At 66.9% G+C, this 25,199-nt stretch carries 22 protein-coding genes and 2 pseudogenes; 11 read left to right on the top strand and 13 right to left on the bottom strand.

Annotated elements, in window-relative coordinates:
* Window positions 1-104 precede the first annotated feature (104 nt).
* Window positions 105-497 (top strand): RNA polymerase-binding protein RbpA, encoded by a 393-nt coding sequence (locus B1A87_RS08100; RefSeq protein ID WP_144275756.1) that lies wholly within the window; start codon window positions 105-107, stop codon window positions 495-497.
* On the opposite strand, the pseudogene pgl reads toward B1A87_RS08100, so the two are convergent.
* The 6 genes and pseudogenes from pgl to tkt all read right to left on the bottom strand — a co-directional run bounded on the left by pgl (window position 468) and on the right by tkt (window position 8,697).
* Window positions 468-1,240 (bottom strand): annotated as a pseudogene (pgl, locus tag B1A87_RS08095) (6-phosphogluconolactonase). The gene B1A87_RS08100 and the pseudogene pgl overlap by 30 nt on opposite strands.
* Before the next feature lie 37 nt (window positions 1,241-1,277).
* Window positions 1,278-2,219, bottom strand: a complete 942-nt coding sequence (locus tag B1A87_RS08090; protein WP_078029368.1) for a glucose-6-phosphate dehydrogenase assembly protein OpcA — start codon at window positions 2,217-2,219, stop codon at window positions 1,278-1,280.
* Entirely contained in the window at window positions 2,216-3,775 is a 1,560-nt protein-coding gene (gene zwf / locus B1A87_RS08085; protein WP_078029369.1) for a glucose-6-phosphate dehydrogenase, read from the bottom strand. The genes B1A87_RS08090 and zwf overlap by 4 nt, the downstream gene beginning before the upstream one ends.
* A 15-nt stretch (window positions 3,776-3,790) precedes the next feature.
* On the bottom strand, window positions 3,791-5,425 hold the full coding sequence (locus B1A87_RS08080) for a glucose-6-phosphate isomerase (RefSeq protein ID WP_078029370.1): 1,635 nt from the start codon (window positions 5,423-5,425) through the stop codon (window positions 3,791-3,793).
* A gap of 6 nt (window positions 5,426-5,431) precedes the next feature.
* Entirely contained in the window at window positions 5,432-6,550 is a 1,119-nt protein-coding gene (gene tal / locus B1A87_RS08075) for a transaldolase (protein WP_078029371.1), read from the bottom strand.
* 29 nt (window positions 6,551-6,579) lie between these two features.
* Complete coding sequence (tkt, locus tag B1A87_RS08070; RefSeq protein ID WP_078029372.1) at window positions 6,580-8,697, bottom strand: transketolase; 2,118 nt, start codon at window positions 8,695-8,697, stop codon at window positions 6,580-6,582.
* Between the two features lie 518 nt (window positions 8,698-9,215).
* Here tkt and B1A87_RS08065 point away from each other — a divergent pair.
* The gene (locus tag B1A87_RS08065; protein ID WP_078029373.1) at window positions 9,216-10,175 is read left to right on the top strand and encodes a heme o synthase; all 960 of its coding nucleotides are present in this window, start codon (window positions 9,216-9,218) and stop codon (window positions 10,173-10,175) included.
* Between the two features lie 301 nt (window positions 10,176-10,476).
* Here the strand turns inward: B1A87_RS08065 and B1A87_RS08060 are convergent, their stop codons facing one another.
* From B1A87_RS08060 to B1A87_RS08050, 3 genes are read right to left on the bottom strand one after another with little or no spacing between them, the layout of a single operon-like run.
* Complete coding sequence (locus tag B1A87_RS08060) at window positions 10,477-11,421, bottom strand: heme A synthase (protein ID WP_078029374.1); 945 nt, start codon at window positions 11,419-11,421, stop codon at window positions 10,477-10,479.
* Window positions 11,422-11,429: 8 nt separating this feature from the next.
* Entirely contained in the window at window positions 11,430-12,188 is a 759-nt protein-coding gene (locus B1A87_RS08055) for an ABC transporter permease (RefSeq protein ID WP_078029375.1), read from the bottom strand.
* A complete protein-coding gene (locus B1A87_RS08050) occupies window positions 12,185-13,153 on the bottom strand; it encodes an ABC transporter ATP-binding protein (RefSeq protein ID WP_078029376.1) in 969 nt (322 codons plus the stop codon). Before B1A87_RS08050 ends, B1A87_RS08055 begins: the two co-directional genes overlap by 4 nt.
* A 115-nt stretch (window positions 13,154-13,268) precedes the next feature.
* Between B1A87_RS08050 and B1A87_RS08045 the strand changes: the two genes are divergently transcribed.
* The 6 genes from B1A87_RS08045 (at window position 13,269) to B1A87_RS08020 (ending at window position 18,441) form a co-directional block, all read left to right on the top strand.
* Window positions 13,269-14,114 carry a metalloregulator ArsR/SmtB family transcription factor gene (locus tag B1A87_RS08045; protein ID WP_078029586.1) on the top strand — a complete coding sequence of 282 codons (846 nt, stop codon included), beginning with the start codon at window positions 13,269-13,271 and terminating at the stop codon, window positions 14,112-14,114.
* A complete protein-coding gene (gene sufB, locus B1A87_RS08040) occupies window positions 14,114-15,577 on the top strand; it encodes a Fe-S cluster assembly protein SufB (RefSeq protein ID WP_078029377.1) in 1,464 nt (487 codons plus the stop codon). The genes B1A87_RS08045 and sufB overlap by 1 nt, the downstream gene beginning before the upstream one ends.
* Window positions 15,577-16,827: a Fe-S cluster assembly protein SufD gene (gene sufD / locus B1A87_RS08035; RefSeq protein WP_078029378.1), complete on the top strand. Its 1,251-nt coding sequence runs from the start codon at window positions 15,577-15,579 to the stop codon at window positions 16,825-16,827. The genes sufB and sufD overlap by 1 nt, the downstream gene beginning before the upstream one ends.
* A gap of 26 nt (window positions 16,828-16,853) precedes the next feature.
* The gene (locus B1A87_RS08030) at window positions 16,854-17,213 is read left to right on the top strand and encodes a non-heme iron oxygenase ferredoxin subunit (protein ID WP_078029379.1); all 360 of its coding nucleotides are present in this window, start codon (window positions 16,854-16,856) and stop codon (window positions 17,211-17,213) included.
* 85 nt (window positions 17,214-17,298) lie between these two features.
* A complete protein-coding gene (gene sufC / locus B1A87_RS08025) occupies window positions 17,299-18,096 on the top strand; it encodes a Fe-S cluster assembly ATPase SufC (protein WP_078029380.1) in 798 nt (265 codons plus the stop codon).
* 12 nt (window positions 18,097-18,108) lie between these two features.
* The gene (locus B1A87_RS08020; protein WP_003798940.1) at window positions 18,109-18,441 is read left to right on the top strand and encodes a metal-sulfur cluster assembly factor; all 333 of its coding nucleotides are present in this window, start codon (window positions 18,109-18,111) and stop codon (window positions 18,439-18,441) included.
* A gap of 77 nt (window positions 18,442-18,518) precedes the next feature.
* On the opposite strand, the gene B1A87_RS08015 is transcribed toward B1A87_RS08020, so the two are convergent.
* On the bottom strand, window positions 18,519-19,415 hold the full coding sequence (locus B1A87_RS08015; RefSeq protein ID WP_078029381.1) for a neutral zinc metallopeptidase: 897 nt from the start codon (window positions 19,413-19,415) through the stop codon (window positions 18,519-18,521).
* Window positions 19,416-19,475: 60 nt separating this feature from the next.
* Here B1A87_RS08015 and B1A87_RS08010 point away from each other — a divergent pair, with 60 nt between their 5' ends.
* The 3 genes from B1A87_RS08010 (at window position 19,476) to B1A87_RS08000 (ending at window position 22,843) form a co-directional block, all read left to right on the top strand.
* The gene (locus tag B1A87_RS08010) at window positions 19,476-20,882 is read left to right on the top strand and encodes a class I adenylate-forming enzyme family protein (RefSeq protein WP_078029382.1); all 1,407 of its coding nucleotides are present in this window, start codon (window positions 19,476-19,478) and stop codon (window positions 20,880-20,882) included.
* Window positions 20,875-22,068 (top strand): thiolase family protein, encoded by a 1,194-nt coding sequence (locus tag B1A87_RS08005; protein WP_078029383.1) that lies wholly within the window; start codon window positions 20,875-20,877, stop codon window positions 22,066-22,068. Before B1A87_RS08010 ends, B1A87_RS08005 begins: the two co-directional genes overlap by 8 nt.
* 85 nt (window positions 22,069-22,153) lie before the next feature.
* Window positions 22,154-22,843 (top strand): HNH endonuclease family protein, encoded by a 690-nt coding sequence (locus B1A87_RS08000; RefSeq protein WP_078029384.1) that lies wholly within the window; start codon window positions 22,154-22,156, stop codon window positions 22,841-22,843.
* 53 nt (window positions 22,844-22,896) lie between these two features.
* Here B1A87_RS08000 and B1A87_RS07995 read toward each other — a convergent pair whose 3' ends face one another.
* The 3 genes and pseudogenes from B1A87_RS07995 to B1A87_RS07985 all read right to left on the bottom strand — a co-directional run bounded on the left by B1A87_RS07995 (window position 22,897) and on the right by B1A87_RS07985 (window position 24,966).
* A complete protein-coding gene (locus B1A87_RS07995) occupies window positions 22,897-23,523 on the bottom strand; it encodes an energy-coupling factor transporter transmembrane protein EcfT (RefSeq protein WP_078029385.1) in 627 nt (208 codons plus the stop codon).
* Complete coding sequence (locus tag B1A87_RS07990) at window positions 23,520-24,287, bottom strand: energy-coupling factor ABC transporter ATP-binding protein (protein ID WP_078029386.1); 768 nt, start codon at window positions 24,285-24,287, stop codon at window positions 23,520-23,522. Before B1A87_RS07990 ends, B1A87_RS07995 begins: the two co-directional genes overlap by 4 nt.
* Window positions 24,284-24,966: pseudogene (locus tag B1A87_RS07985) on the bottom strand (biotin transporter BioY). The gene B1A87_RS07990 and the pseudogene B1A87_RS07985 overlap by 4 nt, the downstream one beginning before the upstream one ends.
* Window positions 24,967-25,199 lie beyond the last annotated feature (233 nt).

Here is a 25,199-nt window from a genome sequence, read left to right as displayed (position 1 = left end):
TTCCGGACTTGCCCGGGCCTTTTTCTGCCACCGTGGGCAACTCCGCACTAAACTGGGGCTATCGAGCCTAACGGCAGCGTCGCCATTAGCAGCGAGGAGTTCCCATGGTGCATTCCACGTCAGGATTCCGGGGTACCCGTGTGGGTGTTACCCCTGTCTCTTATACACATCTAGATGTGTATAAGAGACAGGGTGACGATCCTCTGGGGGAGCCCTTGCCGCGTATTCACGTCTCCTATTGGTGCGCCATGGGACATGAGACGCGGCCTGTTTTCATTAAGCTGCCCGACGAGGAGATTCCCGCCCTCTGGGACTGCCGGCGGTGCGGCAGGCCCGCGACTCGGCATCCGGGCGCCGCGCCGGCGCAGGAGACGGCAGAAGACGGCTTCAAAACCCATCTCGAATACGTTAAAGAAAGACGCTCCAGCCAGGACGCCGAAGACGTTCTGGCCGGAGCGCTGCGAAGGCTACGAGCCGGCAGGAGCCTTCCGGACTAGCTGCTGGGGCACGCGCGCCGCGGCTGTCTCTTATACACATCTAGATGTGTATAAGAGACAGCCGCGGGCCCGGCGGCAGGAACCTGGACAGGGTTAGCGCCGGCCAGCGCCAGGCCCACAGCCCCGGCCTTGTCCTCGCCGGCCACCACCATCCACACTTCGGCGGCGGTGTTGATCGCCGGAAGCGTCAGTGAGATCCGCTCGGGCGGCGGCTTAGGGGAGTTACGCACTCCCACGACCGTTCGCTCCTTCTCGCGGATGCCCGCCTGCTCCGGAAAGAGCGACGCGACGTGGGCGTCCGGCCCCACGCCCAGCAGGACGACGTCGAAGCGCGGAAGGTTCCCCGGCTCCTCCGGCCTGTCATCAGAGGTGTCCGCGGCGTGCTCGGCAGCTGCAGCCTCGCCGAGCCTGCGCGCATAGTCCTCGGCGGCCTGCTCAGGGGATTCGAAGTCGTCGGTCGAACCCGGCTCGTGGATACGGTCCGGATCGACATCGATGTGCTTCAGCAGCGCGTCCTGCGCCTGGAGCGCGTTGCGGTCTGGGTCCTTGGACCCGACGAAACGCTCGTCGCCCCACCAGAAGTTGACCTTTGCCCAGTCCACAGCCGGCGCAGCAGGGGAATCTGCCACGGCCTTGAGCGTGCCGATGCCCACCGTGCCCCCGGTCAGCACCACCGTTGCTTCACCGAATCGGTCCTGGACATCCACAAGCTTGGTGATCAGGCGGGCCGCGATGGCGGCCATGAGTACGGAAGAGTCTGGATGGATGCTTACTCTGGGGTCAGCGCTCACTGGGTCGGACACTCCTTAGATTGGTACGTGGCAGTCCAATAGTAATCACTTCGCCGAAGACTTCGTCGGGATCCAGGCGCCGCAATTCCTCCGCCAGGCAGTCCCGCAGGCTGCGGCGGGGCAGGGAAATCCGCTGCGCGGGCTGGCCCGGCTGGGTCAGTTCGGCAACGGACAGTCCGGGGCGGAACAGCTGGACGTCGCCGCTGGCCCTGCTGAGCCGGACGCGCCGGATGCCGGTTCCCGCGGGATCAGCAACGATGGTCACCGGAGCGTCGAGGGAGAGTGTCAGCCACGCCGCCAGCAGGATGGTGCTGGGGGAGTCGGAGGCGCCCTCCACCGCCACGGCCGTGACCGGAGACGCGTCCACCTGGTCCAGGACGGCCGCCAGCTGGATGCGCCAGTTGGTGAGGCGCGTCCAGGCGAGGTCGGTGTCGCCTGCCTTATAGGTGTTGCGGATGTTCTCGAGTGCAACCTGCGGCTCGGCTTCGTTCGCGGAGTCGGTGATGCGACGGTGCGCGATCCGGCCGATCGAGGTTTCGCTCGCGTTTTTCGGCGCGCCGTGCGGCCACCAGGCCACGATTGGCGCGTCGGGCAGGAGGAGCGCGGCCACCAGGGATTCGCTCTCCTCGGCGAGTTCACCGAACCCGCGCAGCACTATGACCTCGGAGGCACCGGCGTCGCCGCCAACGCGGATCTGGGCATCGAGCCGGTTGGGCGCGGACGAACCGGCGTCCGCGAGCACGATGATCCGGCAGGGGTGCTCCCGGCTGGCCTCGTTGGCGGCCTCAATGGCCTCTTCCTCAAGGCCCGACTTGGTGACCACCACGAGGGTGAGCACGCGGCCCAAGGCGATCACACCTCCCTGCTCCCGCAGGGACATGATCTTCTTGGAGACCTTGGAGGTGGTGGTGTCAGGAAGATCTACAATCATGGCCTTCTCCAGGTTCGTCCGTCGCGGGCAAGGAGCTCGTCAGCGGAGGCCGGGCCCCAGCTGCCGGGTGCGTACGGTTCGGGCTGCTCGCCCAAGCCTTCCCAGTAGTCCTCGAACGGATCCAGGATCTTCCAGGAGAGCTCCACTTCCTCATGCCGCGGGAAGAGCGGCGGCTCGCCCAGCAGCACGTCCAGGATGAGCCGTTCGTAGGCTTCGGGGCTGGATTCCGTGAAGGAGTGGCCGTAGCCGAAGTCCATGGTCACGTCACGGACTTCCATCTGCGTGCCGGGGACCTTGGAACCGAAGCGGATCGTGGCGCCCTCGTCCGGCTGGACGCGGATGACGACGGCGTTCTGGCCGAAGTCGTCCTCGCCGTGGTCGCGGAACAGGAGGTTGGGGGCGCGCTTGAACACCACGGCGATTTCCGTGACGCGCCGGCCCAGGCGCTTGCCCGCCCGGAGGTAGAACGGCACGCCGTGCCAGCGCCGGGTGTTGATGTCCACCCGGATGGCGGCATAGGTCTCGGTGGTGGAGTCGGCGGGAATGCCTTCCTCCTCGAGGTAGCCCTGTACCTGCTCGCCGCCCTGCCAGCCGCCGGCGAACTGCCCGCGGGCGGAATGGGTGGACAGGTCCTCCGGAAGCCTGACGGCGGCCAGCACCTTTTCCTTCTCCGCGCGCAGGTCATCGGCGTTGAAGGAGATGGGCTCCTCCATGGCCGTCAGCGCGAGCAGCTGGAGCAGGTGGTTCTGGATGACGTCGCGGGCGGCACCCACGCCGTCGTAATACCCGGCGCGGCCGCCGGTGCCGATGTCCTCGGCCATGGTGATCTGCACGTGGTCCACGTAGTTGGCGTTCCACAGCGGCTCGAACAGCTGGTTCGCGAAGCGCAGCGCCAGGATGTTCTGCACCGTCTCCTTGCCCAGGTAGTGGTCGATCCGGAACACGGCGTCGGGCGGAAAGACGGACTCCACGATGTCGTTCAGCTGCCGGGCCGACTCAAGGTCGTGCCCGAACGGCTTCTCGATGACCACGCGGCGCCAGTTGTCGCCCTCAGCCTGGGCCAGCCCGTGCTTCGAGAGCTGCCGGCAGACCTGTTCGAAGGCCTTCGGCGGGATGGACAGGTAGAACGCGTGGTTGCCGCGCGTGCCGCGCTGCTCGTCGAGTTCCTTGATGGTCTCGCCGAGCCGCTCAAATGCGGAGTCGTCGTCGAACTCGCCCTGCACGAAGCGGATGCCTTCGGAGAGCTGGTTCCAGACGGCCTCGTCGAAAGGTGTCCGGGAGTACGTCTTGACGGCGTCCTTCACCTCTGCGGCGAAGTCCTCGTTGTCCCACTGGCGCCGGGCAAAGCCCACCAGGGCAAAGCTGGGCGGCAGCAGTCCACGGTTTGCGAGGTCGTAGACGGCGGGCATCAACTTTTTGCGGGCGAGGTCGCCCGTGACTCCGAAGAGCACGAGCGACGACGGTCCGGCAATCCGGTTCAGACGGCGGTCCCGCGGATCCCGCAGCGGGTTCCCGTTCCTGCCTGCTGACCTTCTGCCGTTCAGGGTATCTGGCATGGTTGGTTCGGTGCCTTAGCTTTCAGTGGCGGATGTTGCCTGGCCGGCAAGCGCGGAAACAATCTCCTGGAGCTGGGCCACGCCGGCCGCACGGTCGGTGAGGTGCAGGCGCAGGACCGGGCGGCCGTGTTCGCTGAGCACCTGGGCGTCGCCTGCGGCCTGCGCCGAGATCAGCTCGCCGAACGTGAACGGCCGGTCCGGAATGGCCAGGTCCTGGCTGGAAGCGGCCGTGACCTGCAGGAAGGCGCCGATGGCGGGTCCGCCCTTGTGGAACTGGCCGGTGGAGTGGAGGAAGCGCGGTCCCCAGCCGAAGGTGACCGGACGGCCGCTAACCGCAGCGAGTTCGTCGCGGATGCCTTCGAGTCGTGCGTAGGCCAGCCGGTCAAAGTAGGCCTGCACGCTGAGGTACCCGTTGCTGCCCAGCTGGCCGAGAAGCGCGGAAACAGCCTCGGCCACTGTGGCCGAGTCGCCGAGCCAGTCGCCGCCGCGGACTTCAACGGCACCGTCAACGAAGGCTGCCGGTGTGGGCTCCGGCTGGGCATCCAGCAGGCCACGGGCCGCGACCTTGGCTGCTTCGACGTCGGGCTGGTCAAACGGGTTGATGCCCAGGAGTCGGCCGGCCACCGCCGTGGCAAACTCCCACACCATCATCTGGGTGGCGAGTCCGCCGGCAATGGCGACTTCGTTTTCGCCGAGTTCGACGTCGGCATCCGGGCTCACGAGCCGTACTACGAGTACGTCTTCGGCGCCGGAGGTAACCTCCGGTGCGGACGTGCCGGCGACCACGGGGAGGACGCCGGTGCCGAGCTTTCCGGTGGATTCGGCGATGAGCTGCTCGGCCCAGTCGGCGAAGCCCACAATTCCCGAGCCGTCCTCGGCAATGACGATCTTGTCGCGCAGCGGGTTGGTGCCGCCGAGTGCCGTTCCCAGGGCCAGCCCGATGTTCTCGGGCGCGTCCTCGTTCAGGATTTCGGCGGCTTCCTCGGCCTCGTCCAGGAAGGATTCGATGTCGACGCCGGCCAGGCCCGAGGGCACGAGCCCGAAGGCGGTCAGGGCGGAATAGCGTCCGCCCACGTTCGGATCCGCGTTGAAGACGGCACGGTAGCCGGCTTCGCGGGACGCCTTGTCCAGCGGCGACCCGGGGTCGGTCACGATGATGATCCGGCTCTTGGCGTCGATGCCGGCTTCGTTGAAGGCGTGCTCGAAGACCCGCCGCTGCGAATCCGTTTCAAGGGTCGAACCCGATTTCGAGGAAACCACGATCGCGGTCTCGGCGAGACGGTCCGCGAGGGCAGCACCGACCTGTTCGGGGTCGGTGCTGTCCAGCACGGTCAGCTCGACGCCAGCGGTGCCGGCGATGACTTCAGGAGCGAGCGAGGAGCCGCCCATGCCGCAAAGGACGATGCGCGTGACGCCGTCGGCCTTCAGGGCATCGCGGAGCTCCAGGATGCCGGCGACGAGGGGCCGCGCGACGGTGGCCGCCTCGACCCAGCCCAGGCGGACTGCGGACTCGGCCTCTGCATCGGGACCCCACAGCGTGTGGTCCTTCGCGAAGATACGGGTGGCGATCCGGTCCTCCACCAGGGCGGGCAGGTGCTGCTCAAGAGCCTTCCGGGCGGCGCCGGTGGCGTCGTAGCTGAGTGTGCTCATCGTGTATTAGGAAGCCTTCCGTGCGGTGGCAAGGGCGCCCTCAACGTCGGCCAGCAGTTCCTTCCAGCTGGCAACGAACTTGTCGAGGCCTTCGGATTCGAGCAGGGCCACAACCTCGTTGTAGGACACGCCCAGCGCGTCCAGCGCGTTGAGGGTGGCGTTCGCGTCGTCGTAGCCGTTGGTGACAGTGTCGCCGGTGACCACGCCGTGGTCGAACGTGGCGTCGAGGGTCTTTTCCGGCATGGTGTTCACGACGCCGGGTGCAACGAGTTCGGTGACGTAGAGGGTGTCCGGGTAGGCCGGGTCCTTAACGCCGGTGGAGGCCCAGAGCGGACGCTGCGGAAGGGCGCCTGCGCCGGCCAGGACTGCCCAGCGCTCGGTCGAGAACTGCTCTTCGTAGACCTGGTAGGCGAGGCGGGCGTTGGCAACGCCGGCCTTGCCCTTGAGGGCCTTGGCTTCGTCGGTGCCGATGGCGTCAAGGCGCTTGTCGATCTCGGAGTCCACTCGGGAGACGAAGAACGAGGCGACGGAGTGGATCTTGGAGAGGTCGTGGCCGTTGTCCTTGGCCTGCTCCAGGCCGGACTGGAAGGCGTTGATGACGGCGCGGTAGCGTTCCAGCGAGAAGATCAGGGTCACGTTGACGCTGATGCCCTCGGCGAGGGTGGCTGTGATGGCCTCGAGGCCTTCGAGGGTGGCAGGGATCTTGATGTGCACGTTGTCCCGGCCGACCTTCTTGTACAGGTGCTTGGCTTCGGCGATGGTTCCGGCGGTGTCCCAGGCCAGGCGGGGGTCGACCTCGATGGAAACGCGGCCGTCAACACCCTTGGTTGCCGCAGCGACCGGGGCGAAGAGGTCGCAGGCGTCCGCGACGTCGGTGGTGGTGATTTCGAAGATGGTTTCCTCGATGCTGGCGCCGGCTGCTGCCTGCTTGGCGATGGTGGCGTCGTAGTCGTGGCCGGTGGTGATGGCCGCGTGGAAGATGCTGGGGTTCGTGGTGACACCGACAACGTTCTTCTCTTCGATGAGCTTCTGCAGCGTGCCCGTCTTCAGGCGGCCGCGGGAGAGGTCATCGAGCCAGATGGAAACGCCGGCGTCGGAGAGCTGCTGCGTGGGAGTGGTGGTCATTTCATATCTCCTTGAAACTGTAGGTGCTGTCAGGACTGGATTCCGGCGAGGGAATCCTTGGCGGCGGCGGTGACAGCCTCCGCGGTGATGCCGAATTCCTGGAACAGGCGCTTGTAGTCGGCTGAGGCGCCGAAGTGCTCGAGGCTGATGGAGCGTCCGGCGTCGCCGACGAACTCCCTCCAGCCCAGGGCCAGGCCGGCTTCGACTGAAACGCGGGCCTTGACTGCGGCGGGCAGGACGGCCTCGCGGTACGCGGCGTCCTGCTTGTTGAACCACTCGACGCAGGGCATGGAGACCACGCGGGTGGCGATGCCCTCGGCCTGCAGCGCTTCGCGGGCCTCGACGGCGAGCTGGACTTCCGAGCCCGTGCCGATGAGGATGACCTGTGCCGGCGCGGTCGCACCGTCCTTGGAGGCCTCGGCCAGGACGTATCCGCCCTTGGCAACGCCGGCGGTGGAGCCGAAGGTGTCGCCTTCCGCTTCGCCTTCGCCGCGGGCGTAGGTGGGGATGTTCTGGCGGGTCAGCACGATGCCGGCCGGGTTGTCGTGGTTCTCCAGCATGGACTTCCATGCCGCCGAGACCTCATTGGCGTCACCGGGACGGACGACGTCCAGGCCCGGAATGGCGCGCAGGGAGGCCAGCTGTTCCACCGGCTGGTGGGTGGGGCCGTCTTCGCCCAGACCGATGGAGTCGTGGGTCCAGACATACAGCGACGGCACGCCCATGAGTGCGCCGAGGCGGATGGCGGGGCGCTGGTAGTCGCTGAAGATCAGGAACGTACCGGAGAACGCGCGGGTCTTGCCGTGCAGGGCGATGCCGTTGACGATCGAGGCGGCCGCGTGCTCGCGGATACCGAAGTGCAGGACGCGGCCGTAGGGGTTGCCCTTCCAGGCCTCGGTCTGCTTGGACGCCGGAACGAACGACGGCGAGCCTTCGATCGTGGTGTTGTTCGACTCGGCGAGGTCGGCGGAGCCGCCCCAGAGTTCCGGCATGACCGGGCCGATGGCGTTCAGGACCTTGCCCGAGGCCGCACGGGTGGACACGTCCTTGCCGGCCGGGAAGACGGGCAGCGCAGCGTCGAGTTCGGACGGCAGCTTGCGTGCTTCCACTCGTTCCAGAAGGGCGGCGGCTTCGGGGTTGGCGGACTGCCAGGCCGCGAAGGACTCCTCCCATTCCTTGCGTGCGTGGGCGCCGCGGTCCACGACGGCGCGGGCGTGGGCCAGCACTTCCTCGTCGACCTCGAAGGTCTTCTCGGGGTCGAACCCGAGGACCTGCTTCAGTGCCGCCACTTCTTCGGAGCCGAGGGCCGAGCCGTGAATCTTGCCGGTGTTCTGCTTCTTCGGCGCGGGGTAGCCGATGATGGTGCGCAGCGAGACGATGGACGGCTTGGACGTCTCGGCCTTGGCCGCCTGGAGCGCCGCGTGCAGCTCCTGGACGTCTTCCTTGTAATCGCCGGTCTTGGTCCAGTCCACGCGCTGGACGTGCCAGCCGTAGGCTTCGTAGCGCTTGAGGACGTCCTCGGTGAAGGCGATGTCGGTGTCGTCTTCAATCGAGATGTGGTTCTCGTCGTAGATCACCACGAGGTTGCCCAGTTCCTGGTGGCCGGCCAGCGAGGAAGCCTCGGAGGTGACACCTTCCTGGAGGTCGCCGTCGGAGGCGATGACCCAGATGGTGTGGTCGAACGGGCTGGTGCCGGCGGCAGCGTCGGCGTCGAACAGGCCGCGCTGGCGGCGCTGGGAGTATGCGAAGCCGACAGCGGACGCGAGGCCCTGGCCGAGCGGACCGGTGGTGATCTCGACGCCGGCGGTGTGCTTGTATTCCGGGTGGCCGGGTGTCAGTGAACCCCAGGTGCGCAGCGCCTGCAGGTCCTTCAGCTCCAGGCCATAGCCGGAGAGGAACAGCTGGATGTACAGCGTCAGGGACGTGTGGCCGGGGGAGAGGATGAACCGGTCACGGCCGATCCAGTCCGGGTTCTTGGGGTCGTGGCGCATCATCTTCTGGAAGAGAAGGTATGCGGCCGGGGCCAGGCTCATTGCGGTGCCGGGGTGGCCATTGCCCACCTTTTCGACGGCGTCCGCGGCAAGGACACGGACCGTGTCAACCGCGCGCTGGTCCAAACTGGTCCATGTCAGTTCTTGCTCTTTCAAATGTGGCACGAAAACCGGGCCCCTCTCTGTGCTAACGGCAAGCGGTACGGACAGGTCGCGGCAAGGCACAGGTCGGTGCCCGCTGCGTTTTTGTCTACCAGCCGTTCACCATTGAAACGTTGATCTTCATTCAGTCGCTGGACGGGATGGGAATGCGGTTTCTAGCCGTTTCCCAGTGTGCGCTGATCTGCAGACAGCTTAGCTCTATTCCACACTTCGGGCGGCGAAAATCTCACCAATTGGACGCAATTTCTCTTTGTGAATCACTCTTGGCGGGTGTCTCCGGTGAGGCTGCGTTAATGTGCTCGATGCAAGCTCGAAGGAATCATTTTCAGCGATTTGGCCAAGTCGGGCGGTGCCAACGACCCATGCGGGACCGCGGTATGATATCGGGAGGCCACCGGCGGACAGGCAGGGCACGCGAAGAGCACTTTCAAGCCCGTCGACCGCCGTTGAGGGATCATTCCGGACCCAGGATTCGGGCAGATCAGTCAGACAACACAGCCAGACAGAACAGAGTGACTGCCAACGTGAGCACAACAGATACGCCGCTGACCTCCGCCAGGGTCCACGCAAGAGCCGGACTAGCCCGCAAGGCGAAGGCGTACCTTGCTCTCACCAAACCGCGGGTCATCGAACTTCTGCTGGTCAGCACGCTCCCCACGATGATTTATGCCCAGCGCGGTTTTCCGTCCCTCGGGCTCATCCTTGCAACGCTGGTGGGCGGCGCGTTCGCCGCTGGCAGCGCCGGAGCCTTCAACTGCTACATCGACCGCGACATCGACAAGCTGATGCACCGTACCGAAAAGCGCCCGCTGGTCACGGGTGAGGTCACGCCGCGCGAGGCCCTCATTTTTGCGTGGCTCCTGGGCGCGGCTGCCATCGCCATCCTGTGGTTCGGCGCGAACCCGCTGTCCGCGTGGCTCGGGCTCGGCGCCATCGTTTTTTACGTCGTGATTTACACCATGATCCTGAAGCGGCGCACTGCCCAGAACATCGTTTGGGGCGGTGCGGCGGGCTGCTTCCCGGTTCTCATCGCGTGGGCCGCCGTCACCAATACCGTCGAGTGGCCGGCAGTCGTGCTGTTCATGGTGATCTTCCTGTGGACGCCGCCGCACTACTGGCCGCTGTCCATGCGCTACGGCGAGGACTACCGGAACGCCAACGTGCCCATGCTCGGCGCCATCGCCGGCGCCAAGGTGGTTTCCGTGCAGGTGGTCCTCTACGCCTGGGCCATGGTGGTGTGTTCGCTGCTCATGGTTCCCGCAGGGGGTGCCGGCTGGGTCTACACCGTGACCGCTGTTCTTGCCGGTGCGTGGTTCCTGTACGAGTCCCACGCCCTGTATAACCGGGCGCAGGGCGGGGACCTCTCGGACAAGGGCGCCATGAAGGTCTTCCACGGCTCCATCAGCTACCTGACGCTCCTCTTCATCGCCCTGGCGGTGGACCCGTTTGTCGGTTCGCCGCTCATGGGCTGACCGCACCCGTCGCGGTTCCGGCCTCCAGGACGTTCTCCCGCTTTTCGCAACAGCTTCTGCAATGCTCCTTCACACCATGTGGAGGAGCCATTGCCTTTGCCTGCGTGCCTGCGTGCCTGCGTAGGTGGAGAGTGAGTCGCGGAAAGTGTGCAGGGCGCGGGAGGGCGTCTGTACAACTACGTCAATACAAGTAGAAAGTACCCCGGTCAGTGCGGACCGGGGTACTTTCGTCTGCTGAGCTGCTTTGTGCCGGACTGCGTCGCGCCGGACTGTTTGGCGCGGACTGCTCCGCGCGGCTGCCTTACCTGGCCTGGCTGTAGCGGGCGATGTCCCAAACATTGGTTGCGGCGCTCATCAGGAGTGCCGCGCCCAGCATGTGGGCGCCCACGAGGAGCGCCGGGATGCCGTTGTAGTACTGCGTGAAGCCGATGACGGCCTGAAGCAGGGTGACGCCGAGGAGCAGGAGCACGGCCGTTCGGAACGGGCCGGAGATGCCGCGGCGGAACACCAGGTAGGCGGCAAAGAGGGTTCCTGCGGTGATCACGTAGGCCGGAACAGCGTGGATGTGGGAGAAGAGGTCCCAGTCGAGGTTATTGCGGGGTGCGTTGGCGTCGCCGGCGTGCGGGCCCGCGCCGGTCACCACCACGCCCAGCATCACCGCCACGGCGGAGAAAACAGCGACGGCGGCCGTCACCGGCCGCAGGACTCCCGGCAGGGACGCCAGCGGGCGGGTGAGGATACGTCCGGTCCTGCCGTACGCGCGGTTCACCAGGAGCGTGGCGAAGACCACCAGGGCCATGGAAACCAGGAAGTGGAGGCCGACCACCCACGGGTTGAGGCGCGTCAGCACCGTCACGCCGCCGATGATGGCCTGCGCGGGAATGCTGGCCAGCAGGCCCAGGGCAAGCAGGAAGAGGTCCTTGCGTTCCTTGCGCAGGTTCCACAGGTAGACCAGCATCATCGCCGCGACGGCGGCGAGGGCGAAGGTCAGCAGCCGGTTGCCGAACTCGATGAAGCCGTGGATGCCCATTTCGGGGGTGTTGACCAGGGATTCGTTCGTGCAGCGCGGCCAGGTGGGGCAGCCCAGCCCGGAGGCGGTCAGCCTGACGGCGCCGCCGGTCACCACCAGGAGCGTCTGCCCGATGAGGGACAGCACCGCGAGGCGGCGGACGGTTGAATCAACGGTGACGGGAAGCTTTGATGCCAGGCGGCCGACGATCTGGGGGAGGCGCGAAGCCGTGCTCACGGTATTTCTCAATTCCACTTGAACCAACGGATGGCTGCCGCGCCGGCGACAACCAGCCACAACAGCAGGATAAGGACAGAGGCGCCGTCGACGGCACCGTGCAGGAACGCATCGCGCAGTCCTTGGCCGAGGGCTCCGGACGGCAGGAAATGCACGGCATCCTGGGCCGGTCCGGGCAGCCGCGGGGCGGGGATGACGATGCCGCCGAGGGCCCCGAGGAGGATCCACAGCAGGTTGGTGATGGCGAGTGTGGCCTCGGGTCGGACTGTCCCGGCCACCAGCAGGCCGAGGGCCGTGAACGCGGCCGCGCCAAGTATCAAAAGTCCCATGCCCGGCAGCCAGCCGGCCGGATCGGGCCGCCAGCCGAGCGTTAGGGCTATGCCGGAGACGATCAGCACCTGCAGGAACAGGACGGCCAGGACGGCGATGATCTTTCCGGCGATGAGGCCGGTGCGTCCCAGCGGTGTGGTGGAGAGGAAGCGCAGCACGCCGTAGCGGCGGTCGAATCCGGTCGAGATGCCCTGGCCGGTGAAGGCGGTGGACATGGCGCACAGCGCGAGGATGCCGGGAACGGCCACGTTGATCCGGCTGTCGCCCAGCCCGTCCAGCAGCGGCGTCACGGTGAGGCCGATCAGGGCCAGCAGCGGCAGGACGATCGCGAGGATCAGCTGCTCTCCGTTCCGGAGCATTGTCATCGCCTCGTACTGGCCCTGCAGCAGGATCCGGCGGAGCAGGGGAGCGGGAGCGCCGCCGGTCACTGTCGTCATCGGACTTCCCTTCCGGAAATGTCGAGGAATACGTCTTCGAGGCTGCGGGCCTCCATGCTCATGGACCCTGGCATCACGCCGTGGGCCGCCCACCACGCCGTCAGCGCGGCAAGGTCCGCAGGGGTGAGCACGCCGGTGGCCGAGTAGCTGCCGGCCCGCGTCTCCCTGACCTCCACCTCGGCGGGAAGGACACCCGTGAAGTCCAGCCCGGGCAGCGCCTCGAAATGCAGGGTCCGGATGTGGTCCTTCCGGGCCATGTCCGGGGTGTGGTGCTGCAGGAGCTGGGCGACGGTGCCCTCGGCGACATTCCTGCCGGCGTCAATGATGTACACGTAGTCGGCGAGGCGCTGGGCATCGTCCATCAGGTGGGTGGTCAGGATGATGCCCATCCCGCTGTTCCGGAGCTCCGAAATCAGCCCGAAGACAAGCTGGCGCGACTGCGGGTCAAGGCCGGCGCTCGGTTCGTCGAGGAACAGCACTTCGGGATTGCCGATGAGCGCGGCGGCGAGGGCCAGCCGCTGCTTCTGTCCGCCGGACAGCCGGCGGACACTGGTCCGGCTGAACGCATCGATGCCGAGCCGCTCCACCAGTTCGTCGAGCGGCCTCGGATTGCGGTACATGCCGGCGATGTGGCGGAGCAGGGGAATGGGACGGGCCGACGGCGGGAGGCCGCCGTCCTGGAGCATGACCCCTACGCGGGACCGCAGTTCCGCTCCGGCGCTGCCGGGATCCTCGCCCAACAGGGAAATTGTGCCGCCGGTGCGCTTCTGGAGGCCCTGCGCGCACTCGATGGTGGTGGTTTTGCCGGCGCCGTTGGCTCCGAGCAGCGCCGTTACCTCGCCGCGTCCGGCGACGAGTGAGACGTCGCTCACCACCCTCAGCATCCTGCCATCGAGGGTGGGCAGCGGACCGACGTCCTTAATGAGCCCGCTGATGGACAGTACGGGGGATTTGGGGGATCGCACCCCAGCATTCTACGTGAAGTAGTACGGGCTCCGATGTGACCGCCCGGAGCAGCAGGTCAGCCAAGCCTTACTGGATGGGCGGAGTAAATTACGACATGATTGTGTTGTGTATTCCATGAGTAATCCCACTTCCCTGCCTCTGGCCGGGCACCGCGCGCCGCTTAGCGCGCTGCGCGGTGGAAAGCGCGATGCCCTGGCGGCCGTGCCGCCGGCAGCCGACGCTGACGAGCGCACGCGCGACCGCGTCCTCAGTGCGGTACTCGAACACGGACCCGTCAGCGCCGCGGAACTGGGCGACCTTCTCGGCTTCACGCCGGCCGCCGTCCGCCGCCACCTGGACCATCTGTCCCGTGCAGGCGTCATCGAAGTCAAGCGTGTTGCCCGTGCCGGCGCCGGCGCCGGACGCCCCGCCCGCCGCTATGTCCTGAGTTCACAGGGCCAGTCGACGCTCGGTGACGACTACCTGAACATCGCCAGCACCGCGCTCAAGCAGCTCGAAGAAATGGCCGGTACCGAAGCAGTGCGGAAGTTCGCCGTCGAGCGTTTTTCCGAGATGGAACGCCGCTACGCCCCGGAGGTTGATGCGGCCGGAACCGACATCACCGCCCGGGCGCAGGCGCTTTCCGCCGCGCTGTCCCGGGACGGCTATGTAGCCTCCACCGCGTCCATCGAGGCCAGGGCGCCGCTGCCGGCAGCGCTGTCCAGCGTCCAGCTGTGCCAGGGCCACTGCCCCATCCAGCAGCTCGCAGCACAGTTCCCCGTTTTCTGCGATGCTGAAACCGAGACGTTTTCCCGGCTGGTCGGCGTCGACGTGCGGCGCCTCTCCACCTTGGCGCGCGGGGGCCATGTCTGCACCACCCACATACCAACAGGCCGTCCGGCCGCAACGGTGGCGGAAACCACCCGAGCCGTTACGGACAACCTGGACGAAATATCCAACCATCTGCAAGAAAGGCCGTGATGACGGACCAACTATCAGAGAAGACGGTTGCCGAGACTGCTGTGATTTCGGAGATTCTGGAAAAGAATCCCGAGCTCCACGGAATCGGCACCTACGAGTACGGCTGGGCCGACAAGAACGACGTCGGCGCCAACGCACGCCGTGGCCTCAACGAGGAAGTCGTCCGCGACATTTCGGCCAAGAAGAGCGAGCCGGAGTGGATGCTGGACCTGCGCCTGAAGGGCCTGAAGTACTTCGGCCGCAAGCCCATGCCCACCTGGGGTGCGGACCTGTCCGGCATCGACTTTGACAACATCAAGTACTTCGTCCGTTCCACGGAGAAGCAGGCCGCCACGTGGGAAGACCTGCCCGAGGACATCCGCAACACGTATGAGAAGCTCGGCATCCCGGAAGCCGAGCGCAGTCGCCTGGTCTCCGGCGTGGCAGCCCAGTACGAGTCCGAGGTGGTCTACCACCAGATCCGCGAGGACCTTGAGGCCCAGGGCGTCATCTTCCTGGACACGGACACCGCGCTGCGCGAGCACCCGGAGATCTTCCAGGAGTACTTCGGCACCATCATTCCCGTGGGAGACAACAAGTTTGCCTCGCTGAACACGGCCGTGTGGTCCGGCGGTTCCTTCGTGTACGTGCCCAAGGGCGTCCACGTGGACATTCCGCTGCAGGCGTACTTCCGCATCAACACGGAAAACATGGGTCAGTTCGAGCGCACGCTGATCATCGCGGACGAGGACTCTTACGTCCACTACATCGAGGGCTGCACCGCGCCGATCTACACGTCGGACTCGCTGCACTCCGCTGTCGTGGAAATCGTGGTCAAGAAGGGCGCCCGTGTCCGGTACACCACCATCCAGAACTGGTCCAACAACGTGTACAACCTGGTGACCAAGCGCGCGATCTGCGAAGAAGGCGCCACCATGGAATGGATCGATGGCAACATCGGCTCCAAGGTCACCATGAAGTACCCGGCCGTCTACCTCACGGGCGAGCACGCCAAGGGCGAGACCCTGTCCATCGCGTTCGCCGGCGAAGGCCAGCACCAGGACACCGGCTCCAAGATGGTCCACATCGCGCCGAACACCAAGAGCTCCATCATCTCCAAGTCAGTGGCCCGCGGCGGCGGACGTGCGGCCTACCGCGGCCTCGTCCAGATCCGCGAAGGCGCCAAGCACTCGGCCAACACCGTGCGCTGCGACGCCCTGCTGGTGGACACGATCAGCCGCTCGGACACCTACCCCTACATCGACATCCGCGAGGATGACGTCCAGCTGGGTCACGAGGCAACTGTCTCGCGCGTTTCCGAAGAGCAGCTCTTCTACCTCATGTCCCGCGGCATGCGCGAAGACGAAGCCATGGCCATGATCGTGCGCGGGTTCATCGAGCCGATCGCCCGCGAGCTGCCGATGGAATACGCCCTCGAGCTGAACCGCCTCATTGAACTCCAGATGGAAGGATCCGTCGGTTAATGACTGCCGAAATTACTACTGAAAAGGCCCGCATCGGAGCGCCTTCCATCGCAGGCTTCACCGAGGAAGGCGAGGGCCTGGTCTCCGCCAAGGTGGACCACAGCCACAACCACGGCGTCACCGTGATGTCCTCCCGCGCCGAACGGCTTACGAGCTTCGACGTCGCCGACTTCGCACTGCCCACGGGCCGCGAGGAAGAATGGCGCTTCAGCCCGGTCCGCGGACTGGCCAACCTGCTCTCGGATCGCGCGACGGATGTCGATCCGGATCCGGCCGCCGCATTCACCGTGGACGCACCGGAAGGCTATGTCCGCACGCCCCTGGCCCACGGAGCCGCCCCGCGCGGATCCGTGCTGACCCCGGCCGACCGTGCCGCCGTCGTCGCCTCCGCCAACACGGACGAGGCACTGCACGTGGTCATCCCGGCGGAAGCCGAGCCGGCTGAGCCGGTGCGGATCCTGGTCCACGGCGCGGGCGCCGGACGCCGCTCCAACGCACACTACGTGCTGGAGGCCGGCGCCAACTCGCGCAGCGTCGTGATCCTGGAGCACACCGGTGCGGCCGACCACAACGGCAACCTGGAAGTCATCGTCGGCGAAGGCGCCAAGCTCACTGTCATCTCGGTGCAGCTCTGGGAAGACGACGCCAAGCACCTGGCCCAGCACGACGCGCAGGTGGGCAAGGACGCTGTGTACAAGCACATCGCCGTGTCCCTCGGCGGATCGATCGTGCGCCTGAACTCCAACGTCCGCTTCGCGGGTGAAGGTGCCGAGGCCGAGCTGCTGGGCCTGTACTTCGCCGACGCCGGGCAGCACCTGGAGCACCGGTCCTTCGTTGACCACAACGTGGCCAACTGCAAGTCCAACGTGCTCTACAAGGGCGCCCTGCAGGGCAAGAACGCGCACACCGTCTGGGTGGGCGACGTCCTGATCCAGAAGCAGGCACTGGGCACCGACTCGTACGAGAAGAACCAGAACCTTGTGCTGACGGACGGCTGCCGCGCGGACTCGGTTCCGAACCTCGAGATCGAAACCGGCCTCATCGAAGGCGCCGGTCACGCGAGCTCCACCGGACGTTTTGACGACGAACACCTGTTCTACCTCATGGCACGCGGCATTCCCGAAGACGTGGCACGGCGGCTCGTCGTCCGCGGCTTCCTCAACGAGATCATCCAGCAGATCAAGGTCCCGGCACTCGAAGAGCGCCTGACCGCGGCTGTTGAGCGTGAACTCGCCGCGACCGAAAACTAAGCAGCCCGGAGAGTACAGGACATCGGATGACTGAACAGCCAAAGGGCGAGCTCGTCTGCAACGTGGACGAGATCCAGCCCAAGCAGGCGCTGCGGATCCTGATCGATGACTATCCCGTCGCGATCGTCAAGGACTCCATGGGAGAGATCCACGCCATCGGCGACACCTGCTCGCACGCGGACATCTCGCTCTCGGAGGGCGAGGTCGAAGGCTGCGCCATCGAATGCTGGGGCCACGGTTCGCAGTTCGATCTGCGCACCGGCGAGCCTCTCCAGCTGCCGGCCTACGATCCCGTGCCCGTGTTCGCGGTGGAGATCGTCGGGGACGAGGTCTACGTGGACTTCACCAACGTCCTGAACGGCGCCGAAACCCCGAACTTCAGCTAGCCAGGCCTGTACCAGAACTTATTACCTTCCAGACCAAAGACCGCACCGCCGCCCCAACGGCACGGTGCAGAGGAGAACAAGACACATGTCTACTCTTGAGATCAAGGACCTGCACGTTAGCATCGACACCGAGCAGGGCACCAAGGAGATCCTGAAGGGCGTCAGCCTGACCATCCGGACCGGTGAGACCCACGCCATCATGGGCCCCAACGGTTCGGGCAAGTCCACCCTTGCGTCCACCATCGCCGGCCACCCGCGCTACAACGTCACCGGCGGCACCATCACGCTGGACGGCGAAGACGTCCTGGCGATGAGCGTCGACGAGCGTGCTCGCGCCGGCCTCTTCCTGGCCATGCAGTACCCGGTGGAGGTTCCCGGCGTCACAATGACCAACTTCCTGCGGACTGCCAAGACCGCCATCGACGGCCAGGCGCCTGCCCTGCGCACCTGGACCAAGGACGTCAAGGCCGCCATGCAGCAGTTGCGCATCGATGCGGACTTCGCACAGCGCAACGTCAACGAGGGCTTCTCGGGCGGCGAAAAGAAGCGCGTGGAGATCCTGCAGCTCGAGCTCTTCAAGCCCAAGTTCGCCGTGCTTGATGAGACCGACTCCGGCCTGGACGTCGACGCCCTGAAGATCGTCTCGGAAGGCGTCAACCGCGCCCACGCCGAAGGCAACATGGGCACCATGCTCATCACGCACTACACCCGCATCCTGCGCTACATCAAGCCTGAGTTCGTCCACGTTTTCGTTGACGGCCAGATTGTGGAAGAGGGCGGCCCGGAGCTCGCAGACCGCCTCGAAGAAGAAGGCTACGACCGCTACGCCACGGGCGCCGGAGCAGCCACGATCGCTGCCGCTGCCGCCGCAGCACAGGCCTAGTAAGGACACGCCATGACAGAAATCGACGCAGCCCGCACAGGGCTGGAGGATGTCGAAGAGGCACTCAAGGACGTCATCGACCCCGAGCTCGGGGTCAACATCGTGGACCTCGGGCTGCTGTACGGCCTGAAGTACTCGGAGGATGACGGCGCCCTGCTCATCGACATGACACTCACCACGGCGGCATGCCCGCTCACCGACGTGCTCGAGGAGCAGGTCGGCAAGGCGCTGGACGGCGTCGTGGACGAGTGGCGCCTGAACTGGGTGTGGATGCCGCCATGGGGCCCGGAACGGATCACCGATGACGGCAAGGACCAGATGCGCGCCCTCGGGTTCAACATCTAAAGCAACCGCTTTAAGTACGACGACGGCGGGCCACCTCCAGGTGGCCCGCCGTCGTCGTTTCAGTTAAAGGGTGGCGGCTAAAGGCTGGCGGCGCTGAAGGTATCGCACTGGTTGATGTCGCCGGTTTTGTAGCCCTGGTAGAACCACTTCTGCCGCTGGGCACTCGATCCGTGGGTCCAGCCCTCGGGCGAAACACGGCCGGTGGCTGCTTTCTGGATCCGGTCGTCGCCCACGGCGGACGCCGCCGAGAGGGCGTCGTTGAGGTCCTTCTGCGTCAGCGGCTCGAGGAAGGGCAAACCGGACTTGGGATCCTTCTGAGTGGTGGCGTAACGGGTCCAGAGCCCGGCGTAGCAGTCCGCCTGCAGTTCCACCCGAACGGCCCCGGACTCTGCACCCTGTGGATCCTGCTGGGCCTTGTCCAGGTCACCAAGGATGTTCTGGATGTGGTGGCCGAACTCGTGGGCAACCACATACTCCTGCGCGAGCGGGCCGCCGGACGAGCCGAAGCGGTCCACGAGTTCCTGGAAGAAGCCGGGGTCGAAGTAGGCCGTGGTGTCGGCCGGGCAGTAGAACGGGCCGACCTCCGACGTCGCGGCGCCGCAGCCGGTGGGGGTACCGCCTTCGAAGAGTACGGTCCTGGGCCGCGGGTACTTGACCTTGTAGTCGGCGAGGTAAGCGGGCCAGAACGCATTGAGGCTGTTGACGGTGCCCTTGATGCGGCAGTCGAGCCGCTGGTCAGCGTCGGCGCCGGTCTTGCAGGCCTCCGCGGTGGTGGTCTGGCCAGCACCGGGCTGTTCCTGCCCCGGACCGACCAGTCCTTCGAGCAGTTGCGGATTGATGCCGAACAGCGCCGCGAGGAGGAGGACGATGCCCCCGCCGATGCCGCCGCCGATCTTCGTGCCGCGGCCCATTCCGCCGCCGCGCCGGTCTTCCACCTGGGATGGGTCCAGCTCGACCCCGTCGTTGAAGCTCATGTTGTCACAATAGTCTTTGCCAGAGGGCGAAGAGACGCATCCGCCGGTAAAGTTGGTCCGATGCCTTTTCTCAACAGACTCCAGCGCTGGGCTGATGACCGGCCCGACGACACCGCCGTCGTCGTGGCAGGACAGCGGCTCACGTGGGCTGCCCTCCGCGACGCCGCGGAGGCCGCTGCGGCGGACAATACAGCCGATGTGATGGTGCTCGCGCAGCACAATTCCACCCGGTTTGCGATTGACTTCGCCGCGGCCGTGGCGGGGAACCGGCAGTGCGCGGTGCTGGATCCGACGTGGCCGCGGCCCATGCGGGAGGAAATCGTCCAGCGGCTGGGCGCTGCAGCGGTCGCAGTCCCTGGCGGCCCCGGGTCACCGCTCAGGGACGGGGATCCGGCGTCGTCGTTCCTGATCGGGCTGACCTCCGGCACCACGTCCGTGCCAAAGGCCTTCACCCGTTCGCGGCAGTCCTGGCAGGAGTCCTTCGAAGCCTCGATGGAGTTCTTCGGCCTGGGCCCGGAGGACAAGACGCTGGCGCCAGGACCGCTCGCCGCGAGCCTTAACCTGTACGCCCTCGCCGAGTGCCTCTACGCAGGTTCGGAGTTCCACACCCTCGAATCCTTCGACGTCGGGGACGTCCACACTGCCATCACCTACGACGGCATCACACGGCTGGTGCTGGTCCCCACCATGCTGCGGCTTCTCAGCGAACGCGGCCTCACCGGAGGCGTCGACGCCTCGGGCGTGCGGACCATCATCTGTGCCGGCTCGAAGCTGGACGCCCGTACGCTTGAGGCGGCCCGGCGATGGGCCCCCAACGCCACCATCTTCGAATACTACGGCGCCTCGGAGCTGAGCTTCGTCTCCGGCACCGGCCTTGCCGCCGGGGAACCGCTCGACGCCGGCGGCACGGGCATCGGACGGCCGTTCCCCGGCGTCGACGTGCGGATCCTGGATGACACCGGAGCCCCGCTCCCGGACGGCACCGCCGGGAACATCAGTGTTCGCAGCGGCATGGTCAGTAACGGCTACCTGTGGGGCGACGACGGCCAGGCACTGCGGTGCTTCGACGGGTGGTTCACGGTAGGGGACCAGGGCTACCTGGAGGACGGCGAACTCCACATCCTGGGCCGCCGCGCGGACATGATCATCACCGCGGGCAAGAACGTCTATCCGCACGAAGTCGAACTGGCCCTCGCATGCGTGCCCGGTGTGGCCTCCGCAGTGGCGGCCGGCATGGCCGACGACGTCCGGGGCCAGCGCGTCGTGGCCGGAATCGTCCCGTCGCACGGCGGCGTCACGGCCACCCAGCTCAAGGCCGGGCTGGAGGACATCCTGGCCAGGGACAAGCGGCCGCTGCAGTACTTCGCCCTCGCCGAGCTCCCGCTGACGGACCGCGGGAAGGTCAGCCGGCGCATCATGCTGGACTGGATCACCGCCCGGGACTCGCGGGCCCGGCGCCTTGTCTGACGTGCACCTGGAGACGCCGGCGGCGCTCCCTGCCGAGCGGCAGCCGGTCATCATTGCCGCCCTGCGCACCCCCATCTGCCGGGCCAACGGCCAGGTCAGGCATCTCCGCGCGCATGAGCTTCTCGCCCCCGTGGTCAACGCCCTCCTGGCCCAAACCGGCGCGGCACCGTCAGAAGTGACCGACGTCGTGATCGGCAACGCGGTGGCCGGCGGCGGCAACGTGGCGCGGCTGGCGGCCCTCGAGGCCGGGCTTCCGGTCAGCGTCCCGGGACTCACGGTGGACAGGCAGTGCGGCTCCGGCCTGGACGCCATCGTCCTCGCGTCCCGGCTCGTCGCCGCGGGCGGCGGCGTGTATCTGGCCGGGGGAGTGGAAAGCATCAGCACCGCACCGCTGCGCGCACACCGGAACGACGACGGCGGCCCCGCCTTTTTCGCCCGGGCCCAGTTTGCGCCGCACAGCCTGGGCGACCCGGACATGGGGGTGGCCGCGGAAAACGTGGCGGCCGAGTTCGGCATCAGCCGCGCCCGGCAGGACGAATTCGCCCTCCGGAGCCACCGCCGGGCTGTGGCCGCTGCCGCGGACGGTGCCTTCAGCCGGGAAATTGTCCCGCTTGCTGCTGACTCCGGAGAGGTGGCGGCGGACGACGGCCCCCGTGCCCGGCTCAGCGAGGCCCTGATGGGCAGGTTCCCGGCAGCCTTCGTGGAATCCGGAACGGTCACGGCCGGAAACTCCTGCTTCGACGCAGACGGTGCCGCCGCCGTCGTCGTCACCTCGCTGGCCCGCGCGCGCGAACTCGGCGTTCGGGACGGGCTCCTCGTCGTGGGGACGGACACGGCCGGCGTGGAGCCCCGGCTCCTTGGCATCGGTGCGGCGTCGGCCGCACGGCGCCTGTTGGCCTCGCAAGCCGTGGCGGCGGAGGATGTGGATCTCGTGGAGTTCAACGAGGCATTCGCCTCCCAGACGCTCGCTTGCCTCGACCGGCTCGGCATCGAACCGGAGCGGGCCAACGCCGACGGCGGTGCGCTGGCGCTCGGGCATGCGTACGGGGCCTCGGGCGCCGTCCTCGTGACGAGGCTGCTGGCTCAGGCCCGGCAGACTCCGGACCGGAACAAACTCGCGCTGGCCATGATCAGCATCGCCGGCGGAATGGGCACAGCTGCCCTGTTCCGGTACGTCAGGCTGTAGCCGGGCCGGCAATCTTTCCGCCGGCGGCGCGTGCAGCCGCCTTCCGAGGGTGCAGGCGTTTACTCTGGTCGTTGCCGACGCACACATGAAGGACAAGACCATCGCACGCCCTGCCACCACGACGCTGACCATTCTCACTGCCTTGCTCCTGGCCGGAGGACTTGCCGGCTGCAGCCCGGCCGCATCGGCCGCCCCCGGAGCGCTGAAGCCGGAAGCAGCGGCCGTGGCGATTGCCCAACTCGGCACCATTCCAGTGAAGGGCCGCGCCCCCAAGACCGGGTACAGCCGCGATCAGTTCGGCGCGGCATGGGCTGACGTGGACCACAACGGATGCGATACCCGGAACGACATTCTTGCCCGCGACCTGACCGGGGAGACGTTCAAGCCCGGCACGCGGAACTGCGTGGTGGCTTCGGGCACGCTGTCAGACAAGTACACGGGGACGACCATTAAGTTCGTTCGTGGCAGCCAGACCAGTTCAGCCGTCCAGATTGATCACATCGTTCCCCTCAGCGACGCTTGGCAGAAAGGTGCCCAGAAGATCGGCGCCGAGCTGCGCAAGCAGCTCGCCAACGACCCCCTGAACCTGATGGCCGCTGACGGCCCCACCAACTCAGCCAAGTCCGACAAGGACGCAGCCACCTGGCTGCCCCCGAGCAAGCCTTTCCGGTGCGAGTACGTAGCCCGCCAGACAGCCGTCAAGGCCAAATACAAGTTATGGGTCACCCAGGCCGAACATGACGCCATCGCCAACATCCTGAAGTCCTGCTCCTGACAACGGCTGCACCGTACCTCGCCGCGCGATGAGTAACTCCACCGGAAGGGCTCTCAGTCGTCGTCCGGCTCGCCCAGGCCGCGCGCGGCCAGCGCGTCCCCGGTGTGGCGGGCGTAGGCAACGGTGGTGATGAAGACCGGCAGGACCAGCGCGCGGGGGTTGCGTTCCAGGCCCCTGGCCCGGGCTGAATCCCGGACGTCCCCGAAGGCCCCGGCGATGAACGGGATGCTGCGCAGCATGATGGCGATGGTGAGCGCAAACCGCTCAGGGTCCGCGCCGAAGCGCCGGAACGGACGAGCCAGGGACACCACACCGTCGAGAAGCCGGTGCAGCGGCGTGGTTGCCGTCAGCAGCGAGGCCGCCACCACGCAGAGCAGAATGTTGAGGACAATGCGGGCCGCCGTTGGCGCCCCGAGCTGCCACCACTGGAACAGGCCGACGGCCAGGAGGACGGGCAGCAGCGGCCGGACGGCGCGGAAGAGGCGGGCCGGCCCCGCACCGCTGAGCAGGAACAGCGCGCACATCAGGGCAACCGCTGCGGCGGCCAGGCGCCAGTCCACGATTAGGAATGAGGCCATGCCGCAGGCGAGGACCACCAGGAACTTGAGCCAGATCGGCATGCGGTGCATCACCGACGTCCCTGGCACGTAGTTGGCGAGCAGGACGCCGCCGCCCCTCACCGGGCGCTCCCGCCGGTCGGATCAACCCTGTTCGCCACGCTGTGTCCGCCGGGAGCCTCAAGGCTGTTGGCGCACAGGGCGCGGTAGTGCGCCACGGCGGCGGCAGCACCGCCGTCGTACGCTATCCGGCCGGACTCGACAACCAGGACGCGGTCCATGTCGAGGGCAAGCTCAAGGTCGTGAGTTGACATGACGATCTGCTGGCGGAGACCGGAAAGCGTGCGGCGTAGCAGTTCGCGGTTCCGGAGGTCCAGAAGCGTGGACGGTTCATCGAGGACCAGCACGTCCGGTTCCACTGCCAGCACCGCGGCCAGGGCAAGGAGCTGCCGTTCCCCGCCCGAAAGCTCGTAGATGCTCTGGTCCGCCAGGTGGAGGAGACCGAAGCGGCTTAGTGCGGCGTCGGCCTGGCGGCGGCGTTCCGGGCCATTCCGTACGGAGCGCCGCAGTGACAGTTCAACGTCCTCGCGGCCCGTGGGCATGACCAGCTGGGACAGCGGGTCGGTGAAGACAAAGCCCACCTGCTGCCGGACGGCACGAACATTCCGGACGGTATCCGAGCCGTTGACAGTGACCGTCCCGCCGGTCGGTGCCACGAGGCCGTTGAGCAGGCGCAGGAGCGTGGACTTGCCGGAACCGTTGGCGCCGATCACGCCGATCCGCTGCTCGGTCAGGCTGAGGGTCACGTCCTGGAGCAGGACCTTGGGGTCCGGGCGGCCGTCGACGGCAACCCGGACTTCAACGTCGCTGAGGGCGACTGTGCTCACTGCTGCGGAGTGGCTTGCTGCGCCGCGCCCTGCGAGCCGGCGGCTGAAGCAACCGGTGCGCCCAGCGGCCGGACACGCCGGACCAGCAGGTCAGGGAACGCCTTGTGCAGGGCGAGGGCGACCGTGACGGCCAGGACGTTCTTGATGATGTCGCCCGGGTAGTAGGCGAGGTCTGCGAGGAAGGCCTTGGACAGTTCAAGCTTGGCGTTGACCATCATGCCGAGCACGCCGAGCCCGTGGACCACCACGATGCTGGTGACCATGGCGGCGGCAAACAGCAGCACGCCCCGGTACTTCACGGTCCGGCGGATGACGACGGCGGCAAGCCAGCCGACCGCTGCAGCAGCAAGGGGGAACGCAACGATGTAGCCGGCAGACGGGCCGGCCAGGATGCCCAGCCCGCTGCGGCCGCCGCTGAAGATGGGGAGGCCGGCGAGACCGAGGAGCGTGTAAAGACCGACCGCCGCGAAGGCCCGGCCCGGGCCGAGGGCCAGTCCGGTCAGGATCACGGCGAGCGTCTGCAGCGTGATGGGGACGCCCAGCGCGCCCACCGGGATGGCCGCAACGAGCGCCGAGCCGCCACAAGCGCGGCGAAGACGGCGATGAGTCCGAGGTCGGTGGCGTCCCAGCGGCGGCGTTTGGCTTGCTGGCCGGTGGCGGACGAATGGGTCTGGGTCATGGGAGGTCCTGTCGGAGGGGTACAAACAATTATCGGCTGATGTTGACGTTACTGGCCCGGGAATAAGCCCATTTTGTAGTGGTCCTACAAGACCGGGCCGCCGGGGCTGAATGCACGGCACAAATGAAGGCGCTGCGTCCGGCGCAAGTGGCGTGTAGCGCGTCGCCCAGCGCCCGGTTATGTAGCCTTGCTGCGCCCGGTAGACTTGTAGGGGCCGTTCTCCCGGCCGCACC

Origin of the sequence: Arthrobacter sp. KBS0703 (genome assembly GCF_002008315.2) — a bacterium.
GTDB lineage: Bacteria > Actinomycetota > Actinomycetes > Actinomycetales > Micrococcaceae > Arthrobacter.
The sequence above is the reverse complement of the archived record's forward strand: the minus strand, read 5'-3'. Positions and strand labels throughout refer to the sequence as shown.

Bases quoted from the DNA above. Each gene is read 5' to 3' on its own strand.
- B1A87_RS08100 (WP_144275756.1), top strand. From the start codon at position 105: ATGGTGCATTCCACGTCAGGATTCCGGGGTACCCGTGTGGGTGTTACC.
- B1A87_RS08090 (WP_078029368.1), bottom strand. From the start codon at position 2,219: ATGATTGTAGATCTTCCTGACACCACCACCTCCAAGGTCTCCAAGAAG.
- zwf (WP_078029369.1), bottom strand. From the start codon at position 3,775: ATGCCAGATACCCTGAACGGCAGAAGGTCAGCAGGCAGGAACGGGAAC.
- B1A87_RS08080 (WP_078029370.1), bottom strand. From the start codon at position 5,425: ATGAGCACACTCAGCTACGACGCCACCGGCGCCGCCCGGAAGGCTCTT.
- tal (WP_078029371.1), bottom strand. From the start codon at position 6,550: ATGACCACCACTCCCACGCAGCAGCTCTCCGACGCCGGCGTTTCCATC.
- B1A87_RS08055 (WP_078029375.1), bottom strand. From the start codon at position 12,188: ATGACGACAGTGACCGGCGGCGCTCCCGCTCCCCTGCTCCGCCGGATC.
- B1A87_RS08045 (WP_078029586.1), top strand. From the start codon at position 13,269: ATGAGTAATCCCACTTCCCTGCCTCTGGCCGGGCACCGCGCGCCGCTT.
- sufB (WP_078029377.1), top strand. From the start codon at position 14,114: ATGACGGACCAACTATCAGAGAAGACGGTTGCCGAGACTGCTGTGATT.
- sufD (WP_078029378.1), top strand. From the start codon at position 15,577: ATGACTGCCGAAATTACTACTGAAAAGGCCCGCATCGGAGCGCCTTCC.
- B1A87_RS08030 (WP_078029379.1), top strand. From the start codon at position 16,854: ATGACTGAACAGCCAAAGGGCGAGCTCGTCTGCAACGTGGACGAGATC.
- sufC (WP_078029380.1), top strand. From the start codon at position 17,299: ATGTCTACTCTTGAGATCAAGGACCTGCACGTTAGCATCGACACCGAG.
- B1A87_RS08020 (WP_003798940.1), top strand. From the start codon at position 18,109: ATGACAGAAATCGACGCAGCCCGCACAGGGCTGGAGGATGTCGAAGAG.
- B1A87_RS08015 (WP_078029381.1), bottom strand. From the start codon at position 19,415: ATGAGCTTCAACGACGGGGTCGAGCTGGACCCATCCCAGGTGGAAGAC.
- B1A87_RS08010 (WP_078029382.1), top strand. From the start codon at position 19,476: ATGCCTTTTCTCAACAGACTCCAGCGCTGGGCTGATGACCGGCCCGAC.
- B1A87_RS08000 (WP_078029384.1), top strand. From the start codon at position 22,154: ATGAAGGACAAGACCATCGCACGCCCTGCCACCACGACGCTGACCATT.